This is a genomic window from Pseudomonas peradeniyensis (assembly GCF_014268935.2).
GTDB lineage: Bacteria > Pseudomonadota > Gammaproteobacteria > Pseudomonadales > Pseudomonadaceae > Aquipseudomonas > Aquipseudomonas peradeniyensis.
Genome location: NZ_JABWRJ020000001.1, coordinates 390,855 through 413,890 on the forward strand (window position 1 = coordinate 390,855; position 23,036 = coordinate 413,890).

The following is a 23,036-nucleotide window of genomic DNA, read 5'->3' on the forward strand; positions in this document are numbered from 1 at the left end:
GTGCCGCTGGCCTGCCGCTTTTGGCGGCGTTCGCGACTATAGCAGCAATGATTAAGTGCTTCAATTCCATAAAAAATTGTTATGATCCCGCCATGACGACCAATACCCCCCCGACTTCCGGCGTTCAGCTGATCGAAGTCCCGCCGGAGCTTGCCGGCCAGCGCATCGACAATTTCCTCATCACGGCCCTCAAGGGCGTGCCCAAGACCTTGGTCTACCGCATCCTGCGCAAGGGTGAGGTGCGGGTCAACAAGGGCCGGATCAAGCCTGAGTACAAGCTGCAGGCCGGCGATATCGTGCGGGTGCCGCCGGTACGCCTGCCCGAGCGCGACGAGCCGGCGCCGGTGGCCCAGGGGCTGCTGCAGCGCCTGGAGGCCGCGATTGTCTACGAGGACAAGGCGCTGATCGTGATGAACAAGCCGGCCGGCATCGCCGTGCACGGCGGCAGCGGCCTGAGTTTCGGTGTGATCGAGGCGCTGCGCCAGCTGCGTCCGGACGCCAAGGAGCTGGAGCTGGTGCATCGCCTGGATCGCGACACCTCGGGCCTGCTGATGATCGCCAAGAAGCGCAGCATGCTGCGCCACCTGCACGCCGCCCTGCGCGGCGATGGCGTGGACAAACGCTACATGGCGCTGGTGCGCGGCCATTGGCCGACCTCCAAGAAGCAGGTCAACGCGCCCCTGCAGAAGAGCAACCTGCGTTCCGGCGAGCGCATGGTCGAGGTCAACGACGAGGGCAAGGACGCGCTGACGATGTTCCGCGTGCTGCGCCGTTTCGGCGAGTTCGCCACCATCGTCGAGGCACGGCCGATCACCGGGCGTACCCACCAGATCCGTGTGCATACCCTGCATGCCGGGCACATGATCGCCGGCGACAGCAAGTACGGCGATGAAGACTTCACTCGCGAGATTCGCGAGCTGGGCGGCAAGCGTCTGTTCCTGCATGCCTACCAGCTGACCGTGCCACTGCCCGACGGTGGCGAGCTCAAGCTCGAGGCGCCGGTGGACGAGATGTGGGCCAAGACCATCGAGCGGCTGGCGTCCTGATCCATGAATAAAAGTTATGACCTGCTGATCTTCGACTGGGACGGCACCCTGGCCGATTCCATCGGGCGCATCGTCGAGGCGATGAACGTGGCCGCCGGGCGTGCCGGCGAGGCCGTCAGCAGCGACGAGGCGGTCAAGGGCATCATCGGCCTGGCGCTGGGGGAGGCGATCGCCACCCTGTACCCGCACCTCGATGTGCCGCAGGTCGAGGCATTCCGTCAGCACTACGCCGACGTGTACATGGCGCTGGACCAGCAGCCGTCGCCATTGTTCGACGGCGTGGTCGAGTCGCTGGAAGCGTTCCGTGCCGAGGGGTATCGTCTGGCGGTGGCCACCGGCAAGGCGCGGCGCGGCCTGGATCGCGTGCTCAAGGCCAATGGCTGGGAAGGCTATTTCGACATCACCCGGGCGGCCGACGAAACCCGTGGCAAGCCGCATCCGCTGATGCTCGAAGAGATTCTAGCCCATTGCCGGGTCGAACCCGGGCGGGCGCTGATGGTCGGAGATTCGGCGTTCGACCTGCAGATGGCCAGCAACGCCGGCATGCATTCGGCGGCGGTGGGCTACGGCGCCATGCCGCTGCAGGCCCTGGCCGAATACGGCCCGCAGGTGTGCATCGAGCATTTTTCCCAGTTGCGCGAATGGCTGGCCGAGCCTGCGCAGATCAATTTCCAAGGTAGGTGAGCATGACTGACGAATGGAAGGCGCCCGAGCCGGACGACACTGGCGAGGAGCGCAAGAGCTGGAAGCTGCTGGAGAAGACTTTGCTGGCCGGCGTCCAGGAGCAGCGCCGGGCGCGGCGCTGGGGGATCTTCTTCAAGCTGCTGACCTTCGTTTACCTGTTCGGCATCCTGTTCCTGTTCACGCCGTTGATGGATGTGGACAAGGCGGCCTCGCGCAGCGGCAACCATACCGCGCTGGTCGAGGTGCGCGGGGTGATCGCCGACCAGGAGCCGGCCAGCGCCGACAATATCGTCAAGAGCCTGCGCGAGGCGTTCAAGGATCCGAAGACCAAGGCCGTGGTCATGCGCATCAACAGCCCGGGCGGCAGTCCGGTGCAGTCGGGCTACGTGTATGACGAGATCCGTCGTCTGCGCGCCGAGTACCCGGCCATCAAGCTGTATGCGGTCATCAGTGACCTGGGGGCGTCCGGCGCCTATTACATCGCCAGTGCCGCCGACGAAATCTATGCCGACAAGGCCAGTCTGGTCGGTTCCATTGGTGTTACCGCGGCCGGTTACGGCTTCGTCGGGACCATGGACAAGCTGGGGGTGGAGCGTCGCACCTACACCGCCGGCGAGCACAAGGCGTTCCTTGATCCGTTCTCGCCGCAGAAGCCCGAGGAGACCGCGTTCTGGCAGGGCGTGCTGGATACCACGCACCGCCAGTTCATCGCCATGGTCAAGCAGGGGCGGGGTGAGCGGTTGAAGGACAAGGAACATCCGGAGCTGTTCAGCGGGCTGATCTGGTCCGGCGAGCAGGCCAAGACGCTGGGGCTGGTGGACGGGCTGGGCAGTGCCAGCTATGTCGCCCGTGACATCGTGGGCGAGAAGGAGTTGGTGGACTTCACCGTGCAGGAGTCGCCGTTCGATCGCTTCTCCAAGCGCATCGGTGCCAGCGTGGCGGAGCGTCTGGCGCTGTACATGGGCTTCCAGGGGCCTTCGCTGCGTTGATCTGAAATCGATTGGGGCCGTTTCACGGCCCTTTCGCCGGCAAGTCGGCTCCCACAGGGGGTGTAATTCTTGTGGGAGCCGGCTTGCCGGCGAAAGGGGCGCGAAGCGGCCCCAGTCTTTCAGGGCACCTGCACGCCTTCCTTGTGCAGCATGTCCACCAGTCTGATCAGCGGCAACCCGATCAGGCTCGTGGCGTCGCAGCCATGGGTGCTCTGGAACAGGCTGACCCCCAGTCCCTCCGCCTTGAAGCTGCCGGCGCAGTCCAGTGGCTGCTCGGCCGTCACGTAGCGCTCCACGCACTCTCGATCCAGCTCGCGCATCGTCACGGTAAACGGCACGCAATCGACCTGGCAGTGGCCGGTGGCGCTGTTCAGTAGCGCCAGCCCGGTGAGGAAGGTGACCTGCTGCCCGCTGGCCTCCAGCAATTGCTCGCAGGCACGTTCGAAGGTGTGGGGCTTGCCGAGGATCTGCTCGCCCAGTACCGCCACCTGGTCGGAGCCGATGATCAGGTGGTCGGGGTGGCTGGCGGCCAGGGCCTCGGCCTTCTGTCGGGCCAGGCGACGGACCAGCTCGACGGCGGGCTCGCCATCGAGGCGCCGTTCGTCAAGGTCGGGGCTCGCCCAGGTGAAGGGCAGGCGCAGGCGGGTGAGCAGTTCGCGGCGGTACGCAGAGCTGGAAGCCAGTAACAAGGGAAGCATGGTAGACTCCTGGGCAATTACCCCGAATTCTAACATGCGAGATGACACCTAATTTCCTTTGACAGGGAGGGGGTGCATCCCTAGAATGCTGCGCCTATGTTGAATGACCCGATTCCACCTCACGTTGACCCGCGCAAATTGGCTGATCGTGGCGTAACCCTCGAAGGTTCGCTGCAACTCGCTGATTTGGAAAGACTCTGCGACCCGCTTTCCGACAATGTCGGTACGGTGCAGGCGAAGTTCGATTTTGAACGAGATGAACAGCACGTGGTGGTTATCCACAGCGCGCTGGACGTCGAAGTCAAGATGGTTTGCCAGCGTTGTCTTGAGCTGGTCACCCTGCCGATCCACAGCGAATGCACATACGCCGTGGTGAAGGAGGGTGCGAACACCCAGTCGTTGCCGAAAGGCTATGACGTGCTGGAACTGGGCGAAGATCCTTTGGATCTGCAGGCGTTGGTCGAGGAAGAGCTTCTGCTTGCCCTGCCGATCGTGCCTGCTCATCATCCGGAAGAATGCCAGCAGCCGGCGGGACTCGATGAGCCCGAGCCGAGCAAGGACGAGGTATCGCGGTCCAACCCGTTCAGTGTATTGGCGCAGTTAAAGCGTGACCCAAACGTTTAGGAGTTAATCAATTATGGCTGTTCAGCAGAACAAAAAATCCCGCTCTGCCCGTGACATGCGCCGTTCGCACGACGCCCTGTCGGCAGAAGCTCTGTCGGTAGAGAAGAGCACCGGTGAAGTACACCTGCGTCACCACGTATCGCCAGAAGGCGTATACCGTGGTCGCAAAGTGATCGACAAGGGCGCCGACGAGTAATCCTTGTCCGCTCAGATCATCGCGATCGACGCAATGGGCGGGGACTTCGGTCCCCGCAACATTGTCCAGGCTAGCATTGCCTGCCTTTCGGCTACCCCCTCGCTGCACCTGACCCTCGTCGGTCAACCCTCCCTCCTTGAAGATCTCGTCAGCGGCCTTGCGGCTGCGGATCGCGCGCGCCTGCAGATTGTCGCGGCCAGCGAAGTGATCGGCATGGACGAGCGGCCATCGCAGGCGTTGCGGGGCAAGCCGGACTCGTCGATGCGCGTCGCCCTCGAACTGGTGCGTGATGGCAAGGCCCAGGCCTGCGTGAGCGCCGGCAATACCGGTGCGCTCATGGCTCTGTCGCGCCTGGTGCTCAAGACCCTGCCTGGTATCGATCGCCCGGCGATGGTGGCGGCGATTCCGACCCAGGCCGGCTATTGTCAGCTACTCGACCTCGGCGCCAATGTCGATTGCAGCGCGGAGAACCTCTACCAGTTCGCCGTGATGGGCTCGGTGGCCGCCCAGGCCCTGGGCGTGCACCGGCCGCGGGTGGCACTGCTCAATATCGGCACCGAGGACATCAAGGGCAACCAACAGGTCAAACTGGCCGCCAGTCTGCTGCAGAACGCCCGGGGCCTGAACTACATCGGCTTCGTCGAGGGTGACGGGCTGTACCGTGGCGAGGCGGATGTGGTGGTGTGCGACGGTTTCGTCGGCAATATCCTGCTCAAGTCCAGCGAAGGCCTGGCGACCATGATCGGTGCGCGCATCGAGGCGTTGTTCCGTGGCGGGCTGCTGGCGCGGGCGGCGGGGGCCATGGCCATGCCGTTGCTCAAGCGCCTGCAGGCCGACCTGGCGCCGGCGCGACACAATGGCGCAAGCTTCCTGGGGTTGCAGGGCATCGTCATCAAGAGCCATGGCTCGGCGGGCGTGCAGGGCTTGCAGAGCGCGATCCAGCGGGCGCTGATCGAGATCCAGGAGAACCTGCCGCAACGCCTGCACGGGCGCCTCGAAGACCTGTTGCCCTGAGCGGCGTGGGAGCGGGCTGCCCCGCGATGAGGCCATGACTGGAAATACAAAGCCTTTGGGCGTGTCGCCCATGAAGTGCTTAAATGTGACCGCTTGGTCCGCCGCTCCATCCAAGCTTTCAGATTGCGCGCCCGGCCCACGGCCCGGCGCACCCTATCCGACGACAAGATCATAAGGGCTTGTTCAATGTCTGCATCCCTCGCATTCGTCTTTCCTGGTCAAGGTTCCCAGTCGCTGGGCATGCTCAAGGAGCTGGGCGCCGAAAAACCGGTAATCGTCGAGACCTTCAAGGAAGCATCCGAGGCCCTGGGCTACGACCTGTGGAAGCTCGTCCAGGAAGGCCCGGAAGAACAACTCAACCAGACCGACAAGACCCAGCCGGCCATCCTGACCGCCTCGATCGCCCTGTGGCGCCTGTGGCTGGAAGAGGGTGGTGCGCAGCCTGCGTACGTCTCCGGTCACAGCCTGGGTGAATACAGCGCCCTGGTCGCCGCCGGCAGCCTGTCGCTGAAGGACGCCGTGCGCCTGGTCGAGCGTCGCGGTCAGCTGATGCAGGAGGCCGTGCCGGCCGGTCACGGCGCCATGGCCGCGATCCTCGGCCTGGACGACGCGGTCGTGGTCGAGATCTGCGCCAAGGCTGCCGAAGACCAAGTGGTCAGTGCGGTGAACTTCAACTCCCCTGGCCAGGTGGTCATCGCCGGCAACAAGGCGGCTGTGGATCGCGCCATGGAGCTGTGCAAAGAGGCCGGTGCCAAGCGCGCCCTGCCGCTGGCGGTCAGCGTGCCGTCGCACTGCGCGCTGATGAAGCCGGCCGCCGAGCGTTTCGCCGAGTCGGTCAACGCCATCGAATGGAAGGCCCCGCAGATCCCGGTGGTGCAGAACGTCACCGCCGCCATCGCCGCCGATCTCGACGCTCTCAAGCAAGACCTGCTGGCGCAGCTGTACCAGCCGGTACGCTGGGTAGAATGCGTGCAGGCCCTGGCCGAGCGCGGCGCGGTGAACCTGGTCGAATGCGGCCCGGGCAAGGTCCTGGCCGGCCTGAACAAGCGTTGCGCCGACGGCGTGACCACCTACAACCTCAACACCCCAGACGCCGTCGCCGCCACCCGTGCGGCGCTGGCCTGAATTCGGAGAAGCTTGCATGAGCCTGCAAGGTAAAGTTGCACTGGTCACCGGCGCCAGCCGTGGTATCGGCCAGGCCATCGCCCTCGAGCTGGGCCGTCAGGGCGCGACCGTGATCGGTACCGCCACCACCGCTTCGGGCGCCGAGCGCATTGCCGCCACCCTGAAAGAGCACGGCATCAATGGCACCGGCCTTGAGCTGAACGTCACCAGCGCCGAGTCCGTGGACGCGGTGCTGGGCGCCATCGGCGAGCAGTTCGGCGCACCGGCCATCCTGGTCAACAACGCCGGCATCACCCGCGACAACCTGATGCTGCGGATGAAGGACGACGAGTGGTTCGACGTGATCGACACCAACCTCAACAGCCTCTACCGTCTGTCCAAGGGCGTGCTGCGCGGCATGACCAAGGCCCGCTGGGGTCGTATCATCAGCATCGGCTCGGTGGTAGGTGCCATGGGCAACGCCGGCCAGGCCAACTACGCCGCCGCCAAGGCCGGCCTGGAAGGCTTCAGCCGTGCCCTGGCCCGTGAAGTGGGCTCGCGTGGCATCACCGTCAACTCGGTGACCCCGGGCTTCATCGACACCGACATGACCCGCGAACTGCCAGAAGCGCAGCGCGAGGCCCTGCAGAAAGAGATTCCGCTGGGCCGCCTGGGCCAGGCCGAGGAGATCGCGAAAGTGGTTTCCTTCCTGGCTTCCGACGGCGCAGCCTATGTCACCGGCGCCACCGTGCCGGTGAACGGCGGGATGTACATGTAAAAACCGCAACTCAATGTGACGGATTGCTTCAAAAAAGAGTCATACTGCGAGCCTAAAATCCGTTATAAAGCTGCAACCAGATTCCGGGCAGAGGGCCCGGTGGCCTGGTGGAAGGCGCGTTACGCTTGAAAAGCAGGCGTCTTCCTATAAACTTGGTCACCGGCCAGCTGCCTGACATATGTCCATTAGGAGTGAAAACTAGGTATGAGCACCATCGAAGAACGCGTCAAGAAAATCGTCGCCGAGCAACTGGGCGTCAAGGAAGATGAAGTGAAGAACACCTCTTCCTTCGTTGAGGACCTGGGTGCCGATTCGCTTGACACCGTTGAGCTGGTGATGGCTCTGGAAGAGGAATTCGAGACCGAAATCCCTGACGAAGAAGCCGAGAAGATCACTACCGTTCAAGCTGCCATCGACTACGTCAACGCCCACCAGGCCTAAGACGTTTCAGTCGACGCTTCTTGTCGGGAAAAACCGCACTGCCGTCGCCGGCGTGCGGTTTTTTCTTTGCAAGCCCTGCAATCAGCGGAGTCTGTTGCCAGGCCATTGGCCGCGCCAGTGCACTGGCAAGAGACTCTGTAATTTGGAAATGAGGAGAGTACTGTGTCGCGTAGACGCGTCGTGGTCACTGGTATGGGTATGCTGTCGCCACTGGGTACCGATGTACCGAGCACCTGGCAGGGCATTCTGGCTGGCCGCAGTGGCATCGGTCCGATCGAGCATACGGATCTGTCTGCCTACTCCACCCGTTTTGGCGGCTCGGTAAAGGGCTTCGAAGTCGAGCAGTACCTGTCGGCCAAGGAGGCCCGCAAGCTCGATCTGTTCATCCAGTACGGCCTGGCGGCCGGCTTCCAGGCGGTGCGCAACGCCGGCCTGGAAATCACCGACGCCAACCGCGAGCGCATCGGCGTGGCCATGGGCTCGGGCATCGGTGGCCTGACCAACATCGAAGAGACCAGCAAGACCCTGCACGAGCAGGGGCCGCGCCGGATCTCGCCGTTCTTCGTGCCGGGTTCGATCATCAACATGATCTCCGGCTTCCTGTCGATCCACCTGGGTCTGCAAGGGCCGAACTACGCGATCGCCACCGCCTGCACCACTGGCACCCACTGCATTGGCATGGCCGCGCGCAACATCGCCTACGGTGAAGCCGACGTGATGATCGCCGGCGGCGCCGAAATGGCCGCCTGCGGCCTGGGCATGGGCGGCTTCGGCGCGTCCCGCGCGCTGTCGACCCGCAACGACGAGCCGGCCCGTGCCAGCCGTCCGTGGGACAAGGGCCGTGACGGCTTCGTGCTGTCCGACGGTGCCGGCGCCCTGGTGCTCGAAGAGCTGGAGCATGCCAAGGCCCGTGGCGCCACCATCTACGCCGAGCTGGTCGGCTTCGGCATGAGCGGTGACGCCTATCACATGACTTCGCCGCCCGATTCCGGCGAAGGCGCCGCCCGCTGCATGGCCAACGCCCTGCGCGATGCCGGCATCCAGCCTGAGGACGTCAGCTACATCAACGCCCACGGCACCTCGACGCCGGCCGGCGACATCGCAGAAGTGGCCGCGATCAAGCGCGTGTTCGGCGAGCACGCCTACAAGCTGGCGGTCAGCTCGACCAAGTCGATGACCGGCCACCTGCTCGGCGCCGCCGGCGCGGTGGAGGCGATCTTCAGCGTCCTGGCGATCAACAGCCAGATGGCGCCGCCAACCATCAACCTGGACGAGCCCGACGAAGGCTGCGACCTGGACTTCGTGCCGCACCAGGCGCGCAGCATGCCGATCGACGTGGTGCTGTCCAACTCGTTCGGCTTTGGTGGCACTAACGGCTCGCTGGTATTCCGTCGGTTCGCCGACTGATGCACAGCTGGATCGATGGCCAGGACGCGGCTGCGGTCAATCTGCAGAATCGTGGCCTGGCCTACGGCGATGGCCTGTTCGAGACCATCGCCGTGCGCGGCGGCAGGCCCAGCCTGCTGGCCCTGCACCTCGACCGCCTGGCGCTGGGTTGCCAGCGCCTGGCGATCGAGGCCGACCTGACGCTGGTTCGCAATGAACTGTTGCAATTCGCCCAGCTGCTGGGCGAGGGCGTCGCCAAGCTGATCCTGACCCGTGGCGACAGCCAGCGTGGCTATGCCCCGGCGGCTGGCGCCCCGGCGCGGCGCATCCTCCAGGGCAGCCCCTTGCCGGCCTATCCCGCCGAACATGCCGAACAGGGCGTGCGCCTGTACGTCTGCCAGACGCGGCTGGCGGAACAACCGCTGCTGGCCGGGCTCAAACACCTCAACCGCCTCGAGCAGGTGCTGGCCCGCGCCGAATGGCAGGATCCGGCGTTTGCCGAAGGCTTGATGCGTGACGGCCAAGGGCGGGTGATCGAAGGGGTGTACAGCAACCTGTTCCTGGTGCGTGACGGCGTGCTGCTGACCGCCGAGCTGAGCCGTTGCGGCGTGGCCGGGGTGATGCGCGCGGCGTTGCTGGAGCAGGCGGTGTTGCTGGGCATTCCCACCCAGGTGCGGGACTTGCCGCTGGAGGCGCTGGAGCAGGCCGACGAAGTGTTCGTCTGCAACAGTGTCTACGGCATCTGGCCCGTGCGTGAATTCGCCGCGCTGAACTGGCCGGCCGGGCCGCTCACCCGTAAACTGCAGGCCGTTGCCCGTACGTTACTGGATACCTGATTCGTGAGACGCAAATTCCTGCTGCTGCTGGAAATGAGCTTGATCCTCGCCGGCCTGGCACTGGGCTGGGCCGCCTGGAAGGTCAACTCGGTCCTGGAGCAGCCCCTGCAAGTGGCGCAGGAGCGCCTGCTCGACGTGCCCAGCGGCACGACGCCCAACCGTATGTTCTATCGCATGCAGAGCGAAGGCCTGCTCGACGATCCGCTGTGGCTGCGCCTTTACTGGCGCTTCAACATGGCAGGCACGCCGCTGCATACCGGCGAATACCGGGTGACCCCGGGCATGACCGTGGGGCAGCTGTTCGACGCCTGGAAGCGCGGCGACGTGGTGCAGTACAACATCACCCTGGTCGAGGGCTGGACCTTCCGCCAGGTGCGTGCCGCGGTGGCCAAGCATGAAAAGCTCAAGCACACCCTCGAAGGCTTGTCCGATACCGAGGTGATGGACAAGCTCGGCCACACCGGCGTGTTCCCCGAGGGCCGCTTCTTCCCTGACACCTATCGCTTCGTGCGCGGCATGAGCGACGTCGAGCTGCTGCAGCAGGCCTACATGCGCCTGGACGAAGTGCTGGCCAAGGAGTGGGCCGAGCGCAGCACCGACCTGCCGTATCGCGACCCTTACCAGGCGCTGATCATGGCCTCGCTGGTGGAGAAGGAAACCGGCATTCCCCAGGAACGCGGGCAGATCGCCGGCGTGTTCGTGCGGCGCATGCGCCTGGGCATGATGCTGCAGACCGACCCGACCGTGATCTACGGCATGGGCGAGCGCTACAACGGCAAGATCACCCGCGCCGACCTGCGCGAGCCGACCCCCTACAACACCTACACCATGACCGGCCTGCCGCCGACGCCGATCGCCATGGTCGGGCGCGAGGCGATCCATGCCGCGCTCAATCCGAGCGACGGTTCGAGCTTGTACTTCGTCGCCCGTGGCGACGGCAGCCATGTGTTCTCCGACGACCTGGACGATCACAACAGCGCGGTGCGCGAGTTCCAGCTCAAGCGTCGGGCGGATTACCGTTCCAGCCCCGCGCCGCAGGCCGAACCCACGACGACCGAGCCGCAAGCGGCACCGGACGCGGCCCCAGCGCCCGCACCGGAGAGCGACGCGCCGGCCACCGATGAATCCGCGCCGGCCGACACGTCGGTGCCTGAAGACACTAAGGAACACTCGTGAGCGGTTTGTTTATCACCCTGGAAGGCCCTGAAGGCGCCGGCAAGAGCACCAACCGCGACTACCTGGCGGCACGCCTGCGCGAGCAGGGCGTCGATGTGGTCATGACCCGCGAGCCCGGTGGCACGCCGTTGGCCGAGCGCATCCGCGAACTGTTGCTGGCGCCGAGCGAGGAGCGCATGGCGGTCGACACCGAGCTGCTGTTGATGTTCGCCGCCCGTGCCCAGCACCTGGCCGAAGTCATCCGCCCGGCACTGGCCCGTGGCGCCGTGGTGCTGTGCGATCGCTTCACCGATGCCACCTACGCCTACCAGGGCGGCGGCCGTGGCCTGCCGGTGGAGCGCATCGCCATCCTCGAGGCCTTCGTCCAGGGCGAGTTGCGCCCTGACCTGACCCTGGTCTTCGACCTGCCCGTGGAGGTCGGCCTGGCCCGCGCCGCGGCCCGTGGCCGGCTGGACCGCTTCGAGCAGGAAGGCCAGGCCTTCTTCGAGGCGGTGCGCCAGGCCTATCTGCAGCGTGCCGGCCAGCAGCCGCAGCGCTACCGGCTGCTGGACGCCGCACAGCCGCTGAGTGGGGTGCAGCAGGCCATCGACGCCCTGGTGCCGGGTATCCTGGAGCGTTGCCGTGGCTGATGCCTACCCCTGGCAGCAGACGCTCTGGCAGCAACTGGCCGGGCGCGCCCAGCATGCCCATGCCTACTTGCTGCACGGCCCCCAGGGCATCGGCAAGCGCGCCCTGGCCGAGCGCCTGATGGCGCGACTGCTGTGCCAGCAGCCGCAGGGGCTGGATGCCTGCGGCCAGTGCAAGTCGTGCCTGTTGCTCAAGGCCGGTAGCCACCCGGACAACTTCGTGCTGGAGCCGGAAGAGGCCGACAAGCCGATCAAGATCGACCAGGTGCGTGATCTGGTGTCGTTCGTGGTGCAGACCGCCCAGCAGGGCGGGCGCAAGGTGGTGCTGATCGAGCCGGTGGAGGCGATGAACATCAATGCCTCCAACGCCCTGCTCAAGAGCCTGGAGGAGCCTTCCGGTGATACCGTGCTGCTGCTGGTCAGTCACCAGCCCAGCCGCCTGCTGCCGACCATCAAGAGCCGCTGCCAGCAGGTCGCCTGCCCGCAGCCGAGCCTGGAGCAGAGCCGCGCCTGGCTGGCCGCCGCCCTTGTCGACAGCGGTGAGGAAGAGCGCGAAGAACTGCTGACCCTGGCCGCTGGTTCGCCGCTGATGGCCGTGAGCCTGCAGGCCCAAGGCGTGCGCGAGCAGCGGGCGCTGGTGACCGAGGGGGTGAAGAAGCTGCTCAAGCAACAGCAGTCGCCCAGCCAGCTGGCCGAGGCCTGGAACAGCGTGCCGTTGCTGCTGCTGTTCGACTGGTTCTGCGACTGGTCGCACCTGATCCTGCGCTACCAGTTGACCCAGGATGAGGAAGGACTAGGCTTGGCCGACATGCGCAAGGTGCTGCAGTACCTGGCGCAGAAGAGCCGCCAGGGCAAGGTGCTGGAGGTCCAGGCGTGGATCCTCGAGCAGCGCCAGAAAGTGCTGGGCAAGGCCAACCTCAACCGTGTACTGCTGCTCGAAGCCTTGCTCGCCCACTGGGTGCAGCTGCCGGGCATGCGCTGATTTCCACCGTTCATTCATGTGTGTCGTGTTCCCATGCTCGTAGATTCCCATTGCCACCTCGACCGTCTCGACCTGAGCGCCCACCAGGGCTCCCTCGATGCTGCCCTGCAGGCAGCCCGTGAGCGCGGGGTAGGGCACTTCCTGTGCATCGGCGTGAGCTCCGAGAATGCCGGCGCGGTCAAGGCGCTGAGCGAGCGTTACGCCGACGTGGACTGCTCGGTGGGCGTGCATCCGCTCGACCTGGCGCCCGGCGAGACGCCGGCGCTGGAGTGGCTGTTGCGCGAACTGGCCCACCCGCATGTGGTGGCCATCGGCGAGACCGGGCTGGACTACCACTACGAGCCGGAGGCCGCCGAGTTGCAGCAGGCCTCGTTCCGCCTGCACCTGGAGGCCTCGCGGCAGACCGGCAAGCCAGTCATCGTGCACACCCGAGCGGCCCGCGAGGACACCCTGGCGCTGCTGCGCGAGGCCAGCCTGCCCCAGGCCGGCGTGCTGCACTGCTTCACCGAGGACTGGCCGATGGCCAGGGCCGCGCTGGACCTGGGCTACTACATCTCGCTGTCCGGCATCGTCACCTTCCGCAATGCCGACGCCCTGCGCGAGGTGGCCCGGCAGGTGCCGGTGGATCGCCTGCTGGTGGAGACCGACTCGCCGTACCTGGCGCCGATCCCGCATCGCGGCAAGCCGAACCTGCCGCAGTATGTGCGGGAAGTGGCCGAGTATGTGGCGTCGTTGCGAGGGGTGAGCTACGAGCAATTGGCCGAGCAGACGACCGGCAACTTCAAGCGACTGTTCCCGCTGGCAAGGGTGGCCTGAGGTCGTTTCGTGGTGTAAGGCTCAAGTTGGATGTGGGCATTGAAATCGAGCGCCGCGCGGGCGGCGCTCGATCTTGAGAGCGCTGAAAATCTGTCGGCGAACGCCTGCAAGCCTGCCCCAACGCTATCAGACGCCACCCCAGCCCCGAACCGGACAAAAAAAACCCGGGTTCTGGGGGGGGAATCCGGGTTAAGACCATTAGGAGTAAAACAAAGGCACACGGTCCCTGGGCACCTTTATCGGCGCGCCACTTGGGGGGATGCGCCGCGCCAACACTTCAAGTATTGGCCAGGATTGGCGCCCCGCCAGCGGTGATTGATCGTTTTTTAAACAGATTTGGAATACGTCCGCAGCCCCTTGCGCGCTCAATGCATGGCGATTTGCCGGACCTGTCGCAGTACTTCGTCGATCAGGCGGCGGTCGGTATAGAAATGTGGGGAAAACCGTACCCCAGGGCCGCGTACGGCGCACATCACTCCGTTACTGCTCAGGGTTCGATAAATGTCGGCGTTGGCATGGCCGTCCAGGCTGAAACTGACGATGCCGGCCCGCCGTGAAGGATCGCCCGGGCTGTGCAACTGCGCACCAGGGATGGCCGTCAGCCCTCGATGCAGCTGCTCGACCCGCTGCTCCAGCTGTTCGGCGACCACCGTCATGCCGACATCCTCCAGCAGCGACAGGCTGGCCTCCAGCGCGCAGGCGCCGAGCATGTTCGGGCTACCGCACTCGAAGCGCCGCGCACTGCGCGCCGGTTGCCACTGGCGGCGTTCGAAGTCGCCAAGGTGTTCGAGCATGTGCCAGCCATAGGCATGCAGCTTCAACTGCCGACGCAGCTCGCTACGGCAATAGAACACCCCCAGCCCCTCGGGGCCGAGCATCCACTTGTGGCCGTCGGCCATGGCGAAGTCGCATTGGTAGTGCTGCACATCGAAGGGCAGGGCGCCGACCTGCTGGATCGCATCGACGCAGAACAGTACGCCGCGCTGGCGACAGGCGGTGCCCAGGCGAGCCAGGTCCAGGCGCAGGCCGCTGGCGAACTGCACGGCGCTGACCGACATCAACCGCGTTCGCGGGCCGCAGACGGCGAGCAGCGCCGCTTCCGGATCGGCGCCGGCCAGGCTTGCCTCGATCACCTCGACTCCGCGATTGGCCAGGGCCTGCCAGACCACGCGGTTGGAGGGGAACTCCTCGTCGCTGATGACGACCCGGTCGCCGGGCCGCCAGTCCAGGCCGAAGGCCACCAGCGACAGCGCCTGGGAGGTGTTGCCCACCAGGGCGATGTCGCCGGTGGTGGGCGCATTCAGCAAGCGTGCCAGGCGTTCGCGCAGGCGGCGCTCGGTGGCCAGCCAGGCGGGATACTCGCGGGCGCCCAGGCGGACATTATCCTGGGCGAAGCGCGCCACGGCCTCGGCGGTCCGTCGCGGCCAGGGGGCGATCGCCGCGTGATTCAGGTAGCACAGGCCCGGCGCCTGCTCGAACTCATCAAGAAACACAGACATGGTTGGAAGATCCGTGCAATTTGCCGCCAGTTAGGCATAATAATCCGCTTCGATTGTCATCCCAGTCCTTCTTTATGCAGAAAGAACCTCGCAAGGTCCGTGAGTTTCGCCGTCGCGAACAAGAGATCCTCGACACGGCGCTCAAGCTGTTTCTCGAACAGGGTGAAGACAGCGTCACCGTCGAGATGATCGCCGACGCTGTCGGTATCGGCAAAGGCACGATCTACAAGCACTTCAAGTCCAAGGCGGAGATCTACCTGCGCCTGATGCTCGACTACGAGCGCGACCTGAATGAGCTGTTGCATTCGGCTGACGTCGACCGCGACAAGGAAGCCCTGTCGCGCGCCTACTTCGAGTTCCGCATGCGCGACCCGCAACGCTACCGGCTGTTCGACCGCCTGGAAGAGAAGGTGGTCAAGGGCAACCAGGTGCCGGAAATGGTCGAGCAGCTGCACAGCATCCGCGCCTCCAACTTCGATCGCCTCACCCAGCTGATCAAGGGGCGCATCAGCGAGGGCAAGCTCGAGGACGTGCCGCCGTACTTCCACTACTGCGCGGCCTGGGCGCTGGTCCATGGCGCGGTGGCGCTGTACCACTCGCCGTTCTGGAGCAATGTGCTCGAGGATCAGGAAGGTTTCTTCCAGTTCCTCATGGACATCGGCGTGCGCATGGGCAACAAGCGCAAGCGCGACCCGGAAGCCGCGAACTAAAGCCGTTCAATGCTCGCCCGCCGAGTCTTCGGCGGGCGCGTTGCATCCAGGCTTCGACGGGAAGGCTTGCAAAAACCTGATTTTTGAGTCAGGTTTTGCCCGCCAGAATCTTCCACGCCGGAGTCATCCATGATCGTCGATCGTCAAGGCAGGCGCTTTCGCAACCTGCGCGTCAGCCTGACTGCTGCCTGCAACTATGCCTGCACCTACTGCGTGCCCGACGGCAAGCGCCTGGTGGCGGCGCAGGACGAGCTCACGGCGGATGCCCTGGCCCGGGGCGTGGCCTACCTGGTGGAGGCGGCCGGGGTCGAACGGCTGCGCATCACCGGCGGCGAGCCGCTGGTCAGCCCGCGACTGGAAGCCTTTCTCGGCGCGGTGGCGGGCCTGGGGCTGGAAGACATCAGCCTGACCACCAACGGCCAGTTGCTCACCCGCAAGCTGCCGCTGCTGCGCGCTGCCGGCATCCGTCGGCTCAACGTTTCCCTCGATACCCTCGACGCCAGTGCCTTTCGCCGGATCGCCCGGGGCGGCGACCTGGCCAGCGTCTTGGCGGGCATGGCGCAGGCCAGTGCCGCGGGCATGGCGATCAAGGTCAACATGGTGCCCATGCGCGGGCAGAACCTTGATCAGGTGCTGCCGCTGCTCGACTATTGCCTCGAGCGTGGCTACGAGCTGCGCTTCATCGAGCTGATGCGCATGGGCCACCTGGCGCGCGACGGCAATGCCTTCCTGCAGCAGTTCGTCGGCCTTGAGCAACTGCTGGCGCTGATCGGCCAGTCGTACAGCTATGAGCAGGCGCCGCGCCCGTTGGATGCCACGGCCCTGCGCTACCGCATTCCCGGCAGGGGCCATTTCGGCGTGATTGCCAACGAGAGCGTGCCGTTCTGCCGCACTTGTTCGCGCCTGCGCCTGTCGTCCACTGGCTGGCTGCATGGCTGCCTGTCGTCGAGTAACCGTCACTTTGTCGGCGACCTGCTCGACAAGCCCCGCCATCAGGCGCTCCCGGCGCTGCAGCGGCTGCTGGTGAAGGCCCTGGCGGACAAGCAGGATGTGGCGTTTTCCGGCGATGTGATGGTGATGAAGGTGATCGGCGGCTGACTCTGGCGCAAAAGCTGCATCCTGCGGCTATTCGCCGGTTTTTCGTCACCGGTTTCTGGAGGAAAGATGCGTAGCCTGGTCTTGCTGCTGGCGCTGATGGCGTTGGGCGGCTGCATGAATGTCAGCGATATGGGCGAGGGCGTCCGTTACCACATGAGTGATGCGGGCCTGCTGGACCACAGCGACACCACCCGTACCCTGTCGATCCGTCTGCAGCCGGACTCGTTCATCTTCATTGGCCAGGGCGCGTTCGTGCCGCCGGGCAAGGGGGCGGTGCCGCAGCAGAACGCGGTGGCCGAGGAGGCCTTCAAGAGCTTTGTCGAGTACTTCCCGCTGGTGCGCCGCGCCCAGGGCCCGCTGGGTCTGGAAGACGCGATCGCCGAGGCCCGCGCGGTAGGTGCCGACTATGTGCTGTATACCCGTTTCGCCCGCACCGACGACCGTATCGGCAATGGTGACGAGTGGTATGACGAGCAGGCTGTCGATCGCCTGGGCTGGGACCGTGGCGTGGTGCAGATGATGCTGATCGAGACCAGCACGCGTTACCTGATCGACACCGCGCGCATCAAGAGCCGCGGCGGTTTGTTGACGTTCCACGACAACACGCCACAGGATTTGCTTGCCGCGCCGATGCGCGAGTACGCTCGTAGTCTTCTGGGCATGAGCAACTGAGCGAGCGTGTCATGAGCGATTCCGGCAAGGCCAACGATCTGCTGGCGCAGATCCCCGCGCACAAGGGGCTGCCCCCGGTGCACCTGTGGAACCCGGATTTCTGCGGTAACATCGACATGCGGATCGCCCGGGACGGGACCTGGTACTACCTGGGGACGCCGATCGGGCGCAAGCCGATGGTGCGGTTGTTCTCTACCATCATTCGGCGTGACGGGGACGATTACTTCCTGGTCACGCCGGTGGAGAAGGTCGGGATCCGGGTCGATGATGCGCCGTTTGTTGCCGTGCTGCTGGATGTCGAGGGCAGTGGGGAGCAGCAGGTGTTGCGGTTTACCAGCAATGTCGATGATCAGGTCGAGGCTGGGCCTGAGAATCCCCTGCGGGTCGAGCTTGATCCGGTTACCCAGGAGCCTTCTCCCTATGTGCTTATGCGCGGGAACCTGGAGGCGTTGATTCATCGCAATGTGTTCTATCAGTTGGTGGAGCTGGCGGTGGCGCGGGAGATTGATGGGGAAGATTGGCTTGGGGTTTGGAGTCGGGGTGAGTTTTATCCGATTGGGCGTAGTGTCTAATACCTGTTTCTGAATCCTCGTTTCATTGCAGATACAACAGCCCAGCAATCAACTCATATTTCTTGATCTTGATCTTGATCTTGATCTTGATCTTGCTTCTAAGCGCGCGATAGCTCAGGCAACGCCAATTGCGACTTCAGGAGGCCGAGCGGAGTTCTTGCGAAGGGAGGTGACGGGCATGGATGCCCGTCAAGCGCTGCGCCCCAGGATGGGGCGTTCAGCGCGGTCCTCCCGGGAGCAAGAACAGAGTGAGGGAACCCCGGAGCGAAGCGTAGGGGCCGGATGAATGGAGCGAGGATTTTTTGGTTCCTTTTTGATCCTTCAAAAAGGGACCCGCCGTAAGGGCGGAAAGGTGACTTCGCGTCACCATCGCGAATGAATGCGCATATAACTTTCAAAACACATGACTCTAAAAGTCAAAGTCAAAGTCAAATGCGATCGGCGTGGGTTTTCACAGGTGTAAGCGCATTCATTAGCTATACTGACGCATAGTCACCTTTTCGCCCTTACGGCGAGTCACTTTTTGTCAAACGCGACAAAAAGTAACCAAAAAACGCTGCGCTCCATTCATCCGGCCCTGCGCTTCGCTCCGGGTCCCCTCACTCCGGCCTTGCTCCCGGGAGGACCGCGCTGCAGGGCCCATCCTGGGCCCCAGCGCTTGACGGGCATCCATGCCCGTCACCTCCCTCCGCAAGGCCTGCGTTCGGCCTCCTGAAGTCGCGAAAGTACGGGCGGCGCCTGGGCTGGCGCAGCTGTCGCTAGCGAGCTATGGCGCTAGACTCTTGATCGGCAACGGCAACGGCAACGGCAACGGCCAAAAACGATAAACCGGAAATCGGCCTCCCGTTTTTTCCGCGAATTGGTCATTTGCCCCTCACAACCCTGGGCTTAACCTGCAGGCAGATACCCCTCAGGAGAAACCCCATGCGATCCATCCGCCTACCTATTGCCCTACTGACATTAGGCCTGCTCGCCCCGTTGTCGCCCACCTGGGCCCACGGCGAGAAGCCCGACCAGGTCAAGATACTCCAGGAGCAACTCCCCACCAACGCCCCCGGCAAGAAAGCCGTGATGCTCACGGTCAGCTATGGCCCCGGCCAGGCGTCGCCCGCCCACCAGCATCCAGGAGCGGTCATGGCCTATGTGCTGGAAGGGGCGGTGACCTCCAAGCTCAATGACGAACCGGAGAAAACCTACAAGGCCGGCGAGTTCTGGTACGAGGCGCCGGGCACCGTGCACAGCGTGTCGCGCAATGCCAGCAAGAGCGCGCCGGCCAAGCTGCTGGTCTGGAGCCTGGTGGAGGAGGGCAAGCCGGTGACCGAGCCCCTGGCCAAACCCTGAAATGCAGGCAATAAAAAAACCTCCAGTGCTTGCGCATCTGGAGGTTTTCAGTATTTGGCTCCGCGACCTGGACTCGAACCAGGGACCCAATGATTAACAGTCATTTGCTCTACCGACTGAGCTATCGCGGAATCTGCGCGTATCTTACCGACTGCCTGGGGGAAGTCAAGCTTCCCCCAAGACAATCAAGCAGTTACAGCACTTCGACGATGGCCTTGGTGACCACGTGAATGTTGCTCTGGTTCAGCGCGGCGACCGCGATGCGGCCGGTGTCCAGGGCGTAGATGCCGAACTCGTTCTTCAGGCGCGCCACTTGCTCCACGGTCAGGCCCGAGTAGGAGAACATGCCGCACTGGCGACCGACGAAGCTGAAGTCGCGCTTGGCGCCATATTCGGCCAGCAGCTCGACCATCTGCTTGCGCATGCCGTGGATGCGCTCGCGCATCTCGGCCAGCTCGGTTTCCCACATCTGGCGCAGTTCGGGGCTGTTGAGCACGGCGGCGACGATGCTGGCGCCGTGGGTCGGCGGGTTGGAGTAGGTGGTGCGGATCACCCGCTTGACCTGCGACAGCACGCGGGTGCTCTCGTCCTTCGAGGCGGTGACGATCGACAGCGCGCCGACGCGCTCGCCATACAGCGAGAACGACTTGGAGAACGAGCTGGAAACGAAGAACTCAAGGCCCGACTCGGCGAACAGGCGCACGGCGAAGGCGTCTTCGTCGATGCCGGCACCGAAGCCCTGGTAGGCCATGTCCAGGAACGGGATGTGGCCCTTGGCCTTGACCACTTCCAGGACGTTTTTCCAATCGTCCAGCGACAGGTCGACACCGGTCGGGTTGTGGCAGCAGGCGTGCAGGACGATGACCGAGCCGGCCGGCAGTTTGTTCAGGTCCTCGAGCATGCCGGCGCGGTTGACGTCGTGGCTGGCAGCGTCGTAGTAACGGTAGGTCTGTACCGGGAAGCCGGCGCTCTCGAACAGGGCGCGGTGGTTTTCCCAGCTCGGGTCGCTGATGGCCACCACGGCGCCCGGCTGCAGGCGCTTGAGGAAGTCGGCGCCGATCTTCAGCGCGCCGGTGCCGCCCACGGCCTGCACGGTGACCACGCGACCGGCGGCCAACAGCGGCGACTCGGCGCCGAAGATCAGCTTCTGCACGGCCTGGTCGTACTGGGCGATGCCGTCGATCGGCAGGTAGCCGCGGGAAGCGTGCTGGGCGGCACGGGCGGTCTCGGCCTCGATCACCGCGCGCAGCAGCGGGATGCGGCCTTCCTCATTGCAGTAGACGCCCACGCCCAGGTTCACCTTGTCGGTGCGTGGGTCGGCGTTGAATGCTTCGTTGAGGCCCAGGATAGGGTCGCGGGGTGCCAGCTCGACAGCGGAAAACAGGCTCATTGTTACCTTGGCTCTGATAGGAGAGTGATAGGGGTCGCCACGCTCCAGCCGAAGGCACTGAAGCGGTGCGCAAACGGGGAGTCAGTATAGTGATACCGACCGGTCACTGCGACAGTCTGGCGCAGCTTTTCCGGCTGTTTGCGCAAATATTTTTCGACCATTGGTCGAATTGCCCGGTCCATTGACATGAACGTTCACAGGTCGGGCTTGAATCCCGCGCCCGGGGCGCGCATTTGGGTATAGACTACTGGCTAAATTTACAGTTGCCGCGACATCCACGAGGTCCGTCATGTCCGAGTTCCAGCTCGTCACCCGATTCCAGCCGGCCGGCGACCAGCCCGAGGCCATCCGCCAGATGGTCGAGGGCATCGACGCGGGCCTGTCGCACCAGACCCTGCTCGGGGTGACCGGCTCGGGCAAGACCTTCAGCATCGCCAACGTCATCCAGCAGGTGCAGCGCCCGACCATGGTGCTGGCGCCGAACAAGACCCTGGCGGCGCAGTTGTACGGCGAGTTCAAGGCGTTCTTCCCGAACAACGCGGTGGAGTACTTCGTCTCCTACTACGACTACTACCAGCCCGAAGCCTACGTGCCGTCGTCGGACACCTTCATCGAGAAGGACGCGTCGATCAACGACCACATCGAGCAGATGCGCCTGTCGGCGACCAAGGCGCTGCTGGAGCGGCGCGACGCGATCATCGTCACCACCGTGTCGTGCATCTACGGCCTGGGTAGCCCCGAGACGTACCTGAAGATGGTCCTGCACGTCGATCGCGGCGACAAGCTCGACCAGCGCGCCCTGCTGCGGCGCCTGGCCGACCTTCAGTACACCCGCAACGAGATGGACTTCGCTCGCGCCACCTTCCGTGTGCGCGGCGACGTGATCGACATCTTCCCGGCCGAATCGGACCTGGAGGCGATCCGCATCGAGCTGTTCGACGACGAGGTGGAGAACATCGCCGCCTTCGACCCGCTCACCGGCGAGGTGATCCGCAAGCTGCCGCGCTTTACCTTCTATCCCAAGAGCCACTACGTGACCCCGCGGGAAACCCTGGTCGAGGCCGTGGACGGGATCAAGGAGGAGCTCAAGGAGCGCCTCGAGTACCTGAATTCGCACAACAAGCTTGTGGAGGCCCAGCGCCTGGAGCAGCGCACCCGCTTCGACCTGGAGATGATCCTCGAGCTGGGCTACTGCAACGGCATCGAGAACTACTCGCGTTACCTCTCTGGCCGTCCGGCCGGCGCGCCGCCGCCCACGCTCTACGACTACCTGCCGGATGACGCGCTGCTGGTGATCGACGAATCCCACGTCAGCGTTCCCCAGGTCGGCGCCATGTACAAGGGCGACCGCTCGCGCAAGGAAACCCTGGTGGAGTACGGCTTCCGCCTGCCGTCGGCACTGGACAACCGGCCGATGCGTTTCGATGAATGGGAGGCGGTCAGCCCGCAGACCATCTTCGTTTCCGCCACGCCCGGCCCCTACGAGGCCGAGCACGCCGGGCGGGTGGTGGAGCAGGTGGTGCGGCCGACCGGCCTGGTCGACCCGCAGGTCGAGGTGCGCCCGGCGCTGACCCAGGTGGACGACCTGCTGTCGGAGATCGGCAAGCGCGTGGCCATGGGCGAGCGTGTGCTGGCGACCACGCTGACCAAGCGCATGGCCGAGGACCTCACCGACTACCTGGCCGACCACGATGTGCGGGTGCGCTACCTGCACTCGGACATCGACACCGTCGAGCGGGTCGAGATCATCCGCGACCTGCGCCTGGGCACCTTCGACGTGCTGGTGGGGATCAACCTGCTGCGCGAGGGCCTGGACATGCCCGAGGTGTCGCTGGTGGCGATCCTCGATGCCGACAAGGAAGGCTTCCTGCGCTCCGAGCGCTCGCTGATCCAGACCATCGGCCGTGCAGCGCGTAACCTCAACGGCAAGGCGATTCTCTACGCCGACAACATCACCGGCTCCATGCAGCGGGCCATCGACGAGACCGAGCGGCGCCGGGCCAAGCAGGTGGCGTTCAACGAAGCCAATGGCATCGTGCCCAAGGGTGTGGTCAAGGACATCACCGACATCATGGAAGGCGCCACGGTGCCGGGGGCGCGGAGCAAGAAGCGCAAGGGCATGGCCAAGGCGGCGGAGGAGGCCGAGCGCTACGAGGCCGAGCTGCAGACCCCGGCGCAGATCACCAAGCGCATCAAGCAGTTGGAAGAGAAGATGTTCCAGTTCGCCCGCGACCTGGAGTTCGAGGCCGCCGCGCAGTTGCGCGACGAGATCGGCAAGCTGCGCGAGCGCCTGCTGACCAGCTAAAGCCCTACGCAATCCCTGTAGGAGCGGCCTTGTGTCGCGAAAGGCCGCTCCTA

Annotated in this window: 24 protein-coding genes and 1 tRNA gene; 21 read left to right on the top strand and 4 right to left on the bottom strand. The window is 64.7% G+C overall.

Translation table 11 applies throughout. The features are described 5' to 3' along the window. Positions 1 to 92 precede the first annotated feature (92 nt). Genes rluC through HU751_RS01760 form a run of 3 tightly spaced genes read left to right on the top strand, consistent with a single transcriptional unit; the run spans position 93 to position 2,719 of the window. Positions 93 to 1,046 (top strand): 23S rRNA pseudouridine(955/2504/2580) synthase RluC, encoded by a 954-nt coding sequence (gene rluC, locus HU751_RS01750; protein ID WP_050704696.1) that lies wholly within the window; start codon positions 93 to 95, stop codon positions 1,044 to 1,046. Positions 1,047 to 1,049: 3 nt separating this feature from the next. Then, positions 1,050 to 1,730 (top strand): HAD family hydrolase, encoded by a 681-nt coding sequence (locus HU751_RS01755; RefSeq protein ID WP_186735614.1) that lies wholly within the window; start codon positions 1,050 to 1,052, stop codon positions 1,728 to 1,730. Between the two features lie 2 nt (positions 1,731 to 1,732). Next, a complete protein-coding gene (locus tag HU751_RS01760; protein ID WP_186735616.1) occupies positions 1,733 to 2,719 on the top strand; it encodes a S49 family peptidase in 987 nt (328 codons plus the stop codon). Between the two features lie 119 nt (positions 2,720 to 2,838). Here the strand turns inward: HU751_RS01760 and HU751_RS01765 are convergent, their stop codons facing one another. Beyond that, the gene (locus HU751_RS01765; RefSeq protein WP_186735618.1) at positions 2,839 to 3,417 is read right to left on the bottom strand and encodes a Maf family protein; all 579 of its coding nucleotides are present in this window, start codon (positions 3,415 to 3,417) and stop codon (positions 2,839 to 2,841) included. A gap of 96 nt (positions 3,418 to 3,513) precedes the next feature. Between HU751_RS01765 and HU751_RS01770 the strand changes: the two genes are divergently transcribed. The 12 genes from HU751_RS01770 (at position 3,514) to HU751_RS01825 (ending at position 13,396) form a co-directional block, all read left to right on the top strand. Further along, positions 3,514 to 4,041 (top strand): YceD family protein, encoded by a 528-nt coding sequence (locus HU751_RS01770; protein ID WP_023630499.1) that lies wholly within the window; start codon positions 3,514 to 3,516, stop codon positions 4,039 to 4,041. Positions 4,042 to 4,054: 13 nt separating this feature from the next. Then, the gene (rpmF, locus tag HU751_RS01775) at positions 4,055 to 4,237 is read left to right on the top strand and encodes a 50S ribosomal protein L32 (RefSeq protein WP_028690987.1); all 183 of its coding nucleotides are present in this window, start codon (positions 4,055 to 4,057) and stop codon (positions 4,235 to 4,237) included. Between the two features lie 3 nt (positions 4,238 to 4,240). Further along, complete coding sequence (gene plsX, locus HU751_RS01780; protein ID WP_082337679.1) at positions 4,241 to 5,251, top strand: phosphate acyltransferase PlsX; 1,011 nt, start codon at positions 4,241 to 4,243, stop codon at positions 5,249 to 5,251. A 186-nt stretch (positions 5,252 to 5,437) separates the two neighbouring features. Then, complete coding sequence (fabD, locus tag HU751_RS01785) at positions 5,438 to 6,376, top strand: ACP S-malonyltransferase (protein WP_050704702.1); 939 nt, start codon at positions 5,438 to 5,440, stop codon at positions 6,374 to 6,376. Between the two features lie 16 nt (positions 6,377 to 6,392). Beyond that, positions 6,393 to 7,133: a 3-oxoacyl-ACP reductase FabG gene (fabG, locus tag HU751_RS01790; RefSeq protein WP_023630496.1), complete on the top strand. Its 741-nt coding sequence runs from the start codon at positions 6,393 to 6,395 to the stop codon at positions 7,131 to 7,133. Between the two features lie 204 nt (positions 7,134 to 7,337). Next, positions 7,338 to 7,574, top strand: coding sequence for an acyl carrier protein (gene acpP, locus HU751_RS01795; protein ID WP_028690990.1), 237 nt, complete (start codon positions 7,338 to 7,340; stop codon positions 7,572 to 7,574). A 162-nt stretch (positions 7,575 to 7,736) separates the two neighbouring features. After that, a complete protein-coding gene (fabF, locus tag HU751_RS01800) occupies positions 7,737 to 8,981 on the top strand; it encodes a beta-ketoacyl-ACP synthase II (RefSeq protein ID WP_050704704.1) in 1,245 nt (414 codons plus the stop codon). Continuing rightward, entirely contained in the window at positions 8,981 to 9,796 is an 816-nt protein-coding gene (pabC, locus tag HU751_RS01805) for an aminodeoxychorismate lyase (protein WP_186735620.1), read from the top strand. Before fabF ends, pabC begins: the two co-directional genes overlap by 1 nt. A 3-nt stretch (positions 9,797 to 9,799) precedes the next feature. Further along, positions 9,800 to 10,972 (top strand): endolytic transglycosylase MltG, encoded by a 1,173-nt coding sequence (mltG, locus tag HU751_RS01810; protein ID WP_186735622.1) that lies wholly within the window; start codon positions 9,800 to 9,802, stop codon positions 10,970 to 10,972. Next, on the top strand, positions 10,969 to 11,601 hold the full coding sequence (tmk, locus tag HU751_RS01815; RefSeq protein ID WP_186735624.1) for a dTMP kinase: 633 nt from the start codon (positions 10,969 to 10,971) through the stop codon (positions 11,599 to 11,601). Before mltG ends, tmk begins: the two co-directional genes overlap by 4 nt. Next, the gene (locus HU751_RS01820; RefSeq protein ID WP_186735626.1) at positions 11,594 to 12,580 is read left to right on the top strand and encodes a DNA polymerase III subunit delta'; all 987 of its coding nucleotides are present in this window, start codon (positions 11,594 to 11,596) and stop codon (positions 12,578 to 12,580) included. Before tmk ends, HU751_RS01820 begins: the two co-directional genes overlap by 8 nt. 33 nt (positions 12,581 to 12,613) lie before the next feature. Next, positions 12,614 to 13,396, top strand: coding sequence for a TatD family hydrolase (locus HU751_RS01825; RefSeq protein WP_186735628.1), 783 nt, complete (start codon positions 12,614 to 12,616; stop codon positions 13,394 to 13,396). Positions 13,397 to 13,761: 365 nt separating this feature from the next. Here the strand turns inward: HU751_RS01825 and HU751_RS01830 are convergent, their stop codons facing one another. Further along, a complete protein-coding gene (locus HU751_RS01830; RefSeq protein ID WP_186735630.1) occupies positions 13,762 to 14,895 on the bottom strand; it encodes an aminotransferase class V-fold PLP-dependent enzyme in 1,134 nt (377 codons plus the stop codon). Positions 14,896 to 14,969: 74 nt separating this feature from the next. Between HU751_RS01830 and HU751_RS01835 the strand changes: the two genes are divergently transcribed. The 5 genes from HU751_RS01835 (at position 14,970) to HU751_RS01855 (ending at position 19,288) form a co-directional block, all read left to right on the top strand. Then, positions 14,970 to 15,605 carry a TetR/AcrR family transcriptional regulator gene (locus HU751_RS01835; RefSeq protein WP_011532895.1) on the top strand — a complete coding sequence of 212 codons (636 nt, stop codon included), beginning with the start codon at positions 14,970 to 14,972 and terminating at the stop codon, positions 15,603 to 15,605. A 129-nt stretch (positions 15,606 to 15,734) separates the two neighbouring features. Then, the gene (locus tag HU751_RS01840) at positions 15,735 to 16,703 is read left to right on the top strand and encodes a GTP 3',8-cyclase MoaA (protein ID WP_186735632.1); all 969 of its coding nucleotides are present in this window, start codon (positions 15,735 to 15,737) and stop codon (positions 16,701 to 16,703) included. A 66-nt stretch (positions 16,704 to 16,769) separates the two neighbouring features. Next, positions 16,770 to 17,375 (top strand): DUF4823 domain-containing protein, encoded by a 606-nt coding sequence (locus tag HU751_RS01845; protein WP_186735634.1) that lies wholly within the window; start codon positions 16,770 to 16,772, stop codon positions 17,373 to 17,375. 11 nt (positions 17,376 to 17,386) lie between these two features. After that, entirely contained in the window at positions 17,387 to 17,947 is a 561-nt protein-coding gene (locus HU751_RS01850) for a DUF1285 domain-containing protein (protein WP_186735636.1), read from the top strand. Positions 17,948 to 18,871: 924 nt separating this feature from the next. Continuing rightward, on the top strand, positions 18,872 to 19,288 hold the full coding sequence (locus tag HU751_RS01855; protein WP_186735945.1) for a cupin domain-containing protein: 417 nt from the start codon (positions 18,872 to 18,874) through the stop codon (positions 19,286 to 19,288). A gap of 55 nt (positions 19,289 to 19,343) precedes the next feature. Here HU751_RS01855 and HU751_RS01860 read toward each other — a convergent pair. Next, positions 19,344 to 19,419, bottom strand: a tRNA-Asn gene (locus HU751_RS01860). Positions 19,420 to 19,481: 62 nt separating this feature from the next. Further along, positions 19,482 to 20,678, bottom strand: coding sequence for an amino acid aminotransferase (locus HU751_RS01865; RefSeq protein WP_028690419.1), 1,197 nt, complete (start codon positions 20,676 to 20,678; stop codon positions 19,482 to 19,484). 289 nt (positions 20,679 to 20,967) lie between these two features. Between HU751_RS01865 and uvrB the strand changes: the two genes are divergently transcribed. Continuing rightward, the gene (gene uvrB, locus HU751_RS01870) at positions 20,968 to 22,983 is read left to right on the top strand and encodes an excinuclease ABC subunit UvrB (protein WP_050704719.1); all 2,016 of its coding nucleotides are present in this window, start codon (positions 20,968 to 20,970) and stop codon (positions 22,981 to 22,983) included. The last annotated feature ends 53 nt before the right edge of the window (positions 22,984 to 23,036 follow it).

What these genes read in the sequence shown, in the direction of transcription:
- HU751_RS01845 (WP_186735634.1), top strand. Translation starts at nt 16,770, where the DNA reads ATGCGTAGCCTGGTCTTGCTGCTGGCGCTGATGGCGTTGGGCGGCTGC.
- uvrB (WP_050704719.1), top strand. Translation starts at nt 20,968, where the DNA reads ATGTCCGAGTTCCAGCTCGTCACCCGATTCCAGCCGGCCGGCGACCAG.
- acpP (WP_028690990.1), top strand. Translation starts at nt 7,338, where the DNA reads ATGAGCACCATCGAAGAACGCGTCAAGAAAATCGTCGCCGAGCAACTG.
- fabG (WP_023630496.1), top strand. Translation starts at nt 6,393, where the DNA reads ATGAGCCTGCAAGGTAAAGTTGCACTGGTCACCGGCGCCAGCCGTGGT.
- HU751_RS01850 (WP_186735636.1), top strand. Translation starts at nt 17,387, where the DNA reads ATGAGCGATTCCGGCAAGGCCAACGATCTGCTGGCGCAGATCCCCGCG.
- rpmF (WP_028690987.1), top strand. Translation starts at nt 4,055, where the DNA reads ATGGCTGTTCAGCAGAACAAAAAATCCCGCTCTGCCCGTGACATGCGC.
- HU751_RS01755 (WP_186735614.1), top strand. Translation starts at nt 1,050, where the DNA reads ATGAATAAAAGTTATGACCTGCTGATCTTCGACTGGGACGGCACCCTG.
- fabD (WP_050704702.1), top strand. Translation starts at nt 5,438, where the DNA reads ATGTCTGCATCCCTCGCATTCGTCTTTCCTGGTCAAGGTTCCCAGTCG.
- HU751_RS01855 (WP_186735945.1), top strand. Translation starts at nt 18,872, where the DNA reads ATGCGATCCATCCGCCTACCTATTGCCCTACTGACATTAGGCCTGCTC.
- pabC (WP_186735620.1), top strand. Translation starts at nt 8,981, where the DNA reads ATGCACAGCTGGATCGATGGCCAGGACGCGGCTGCGGTCAATCTGCAG.
- HU751_RS01865 (WP_028690419.1), bottom strand. Translation starts at nt 20,678, where the DNA reads ATGAGCCTGTTTTCCGCTGTCGAGCTGGCACCCCGCGACCCTATCCTG.
- HU751_RS01770 (WP_023630499.1), top strand. Translation starts at nt 3,514, where the DNA reads ATGTTGAATGACCCGATTCCACCTCACGTTGACCCGCGCAAATTGGCT.
- HU751_RS01840 (WP_186735632.1), top strand. Translation starts at nt 15,735, where the DNA reads ATGATCGTCGATCGTCAAGGCAGGCGCTTTCGCAACCTGCGCGTCAGC.
- HU751_RS01765 (WP_186735618.1), bottom strand. Translation starts at nt 3,417, where the DNA reads ATGCTTCCCTTGTTACTGGCTTCCAGCTCTGCGTACCGCCGCGAACTG.
- HU751_RS01830 (WP_186735630.1), bottom strand. Translation starts at nt 14,895, where the DNA reads ATGTCTGTGTTTCTTGATGAGTTCGAGCAGGCGCCGGGCCTGTGCTAC.
- HU751_RS01825 (WP_186735628.1), top strand. Translation starts at nt 12,614, where the DNA reads ATGCTCGTAGATTCCCATTGCCACCTCGACCGTCTCGACCTGAGCGCC.
- HU751_RS01760 (WP_186735616.1), top strand. Translation starts at nt 1,733, where the DNA reads ATGACTGACGAATGGAAGGCGCCCGAGCCGGACGACACTGGCGAGGAG.
- rluC (WP_050704696.1), top strand. Translation starts at nt 93, where the DNA reads ATGACGACCAATACCCCCCCGACTTCCGGCGTTCAGCTGATCGAAGTC.
- HU751_RS01835 (WP_011532895.1), top strand. Translation starts at nt 14,970, where the DNA reads ATGCAGAAAGAACCTCGCAAGGTCCGTGAGTTTCGCCGTCGCGAACAA.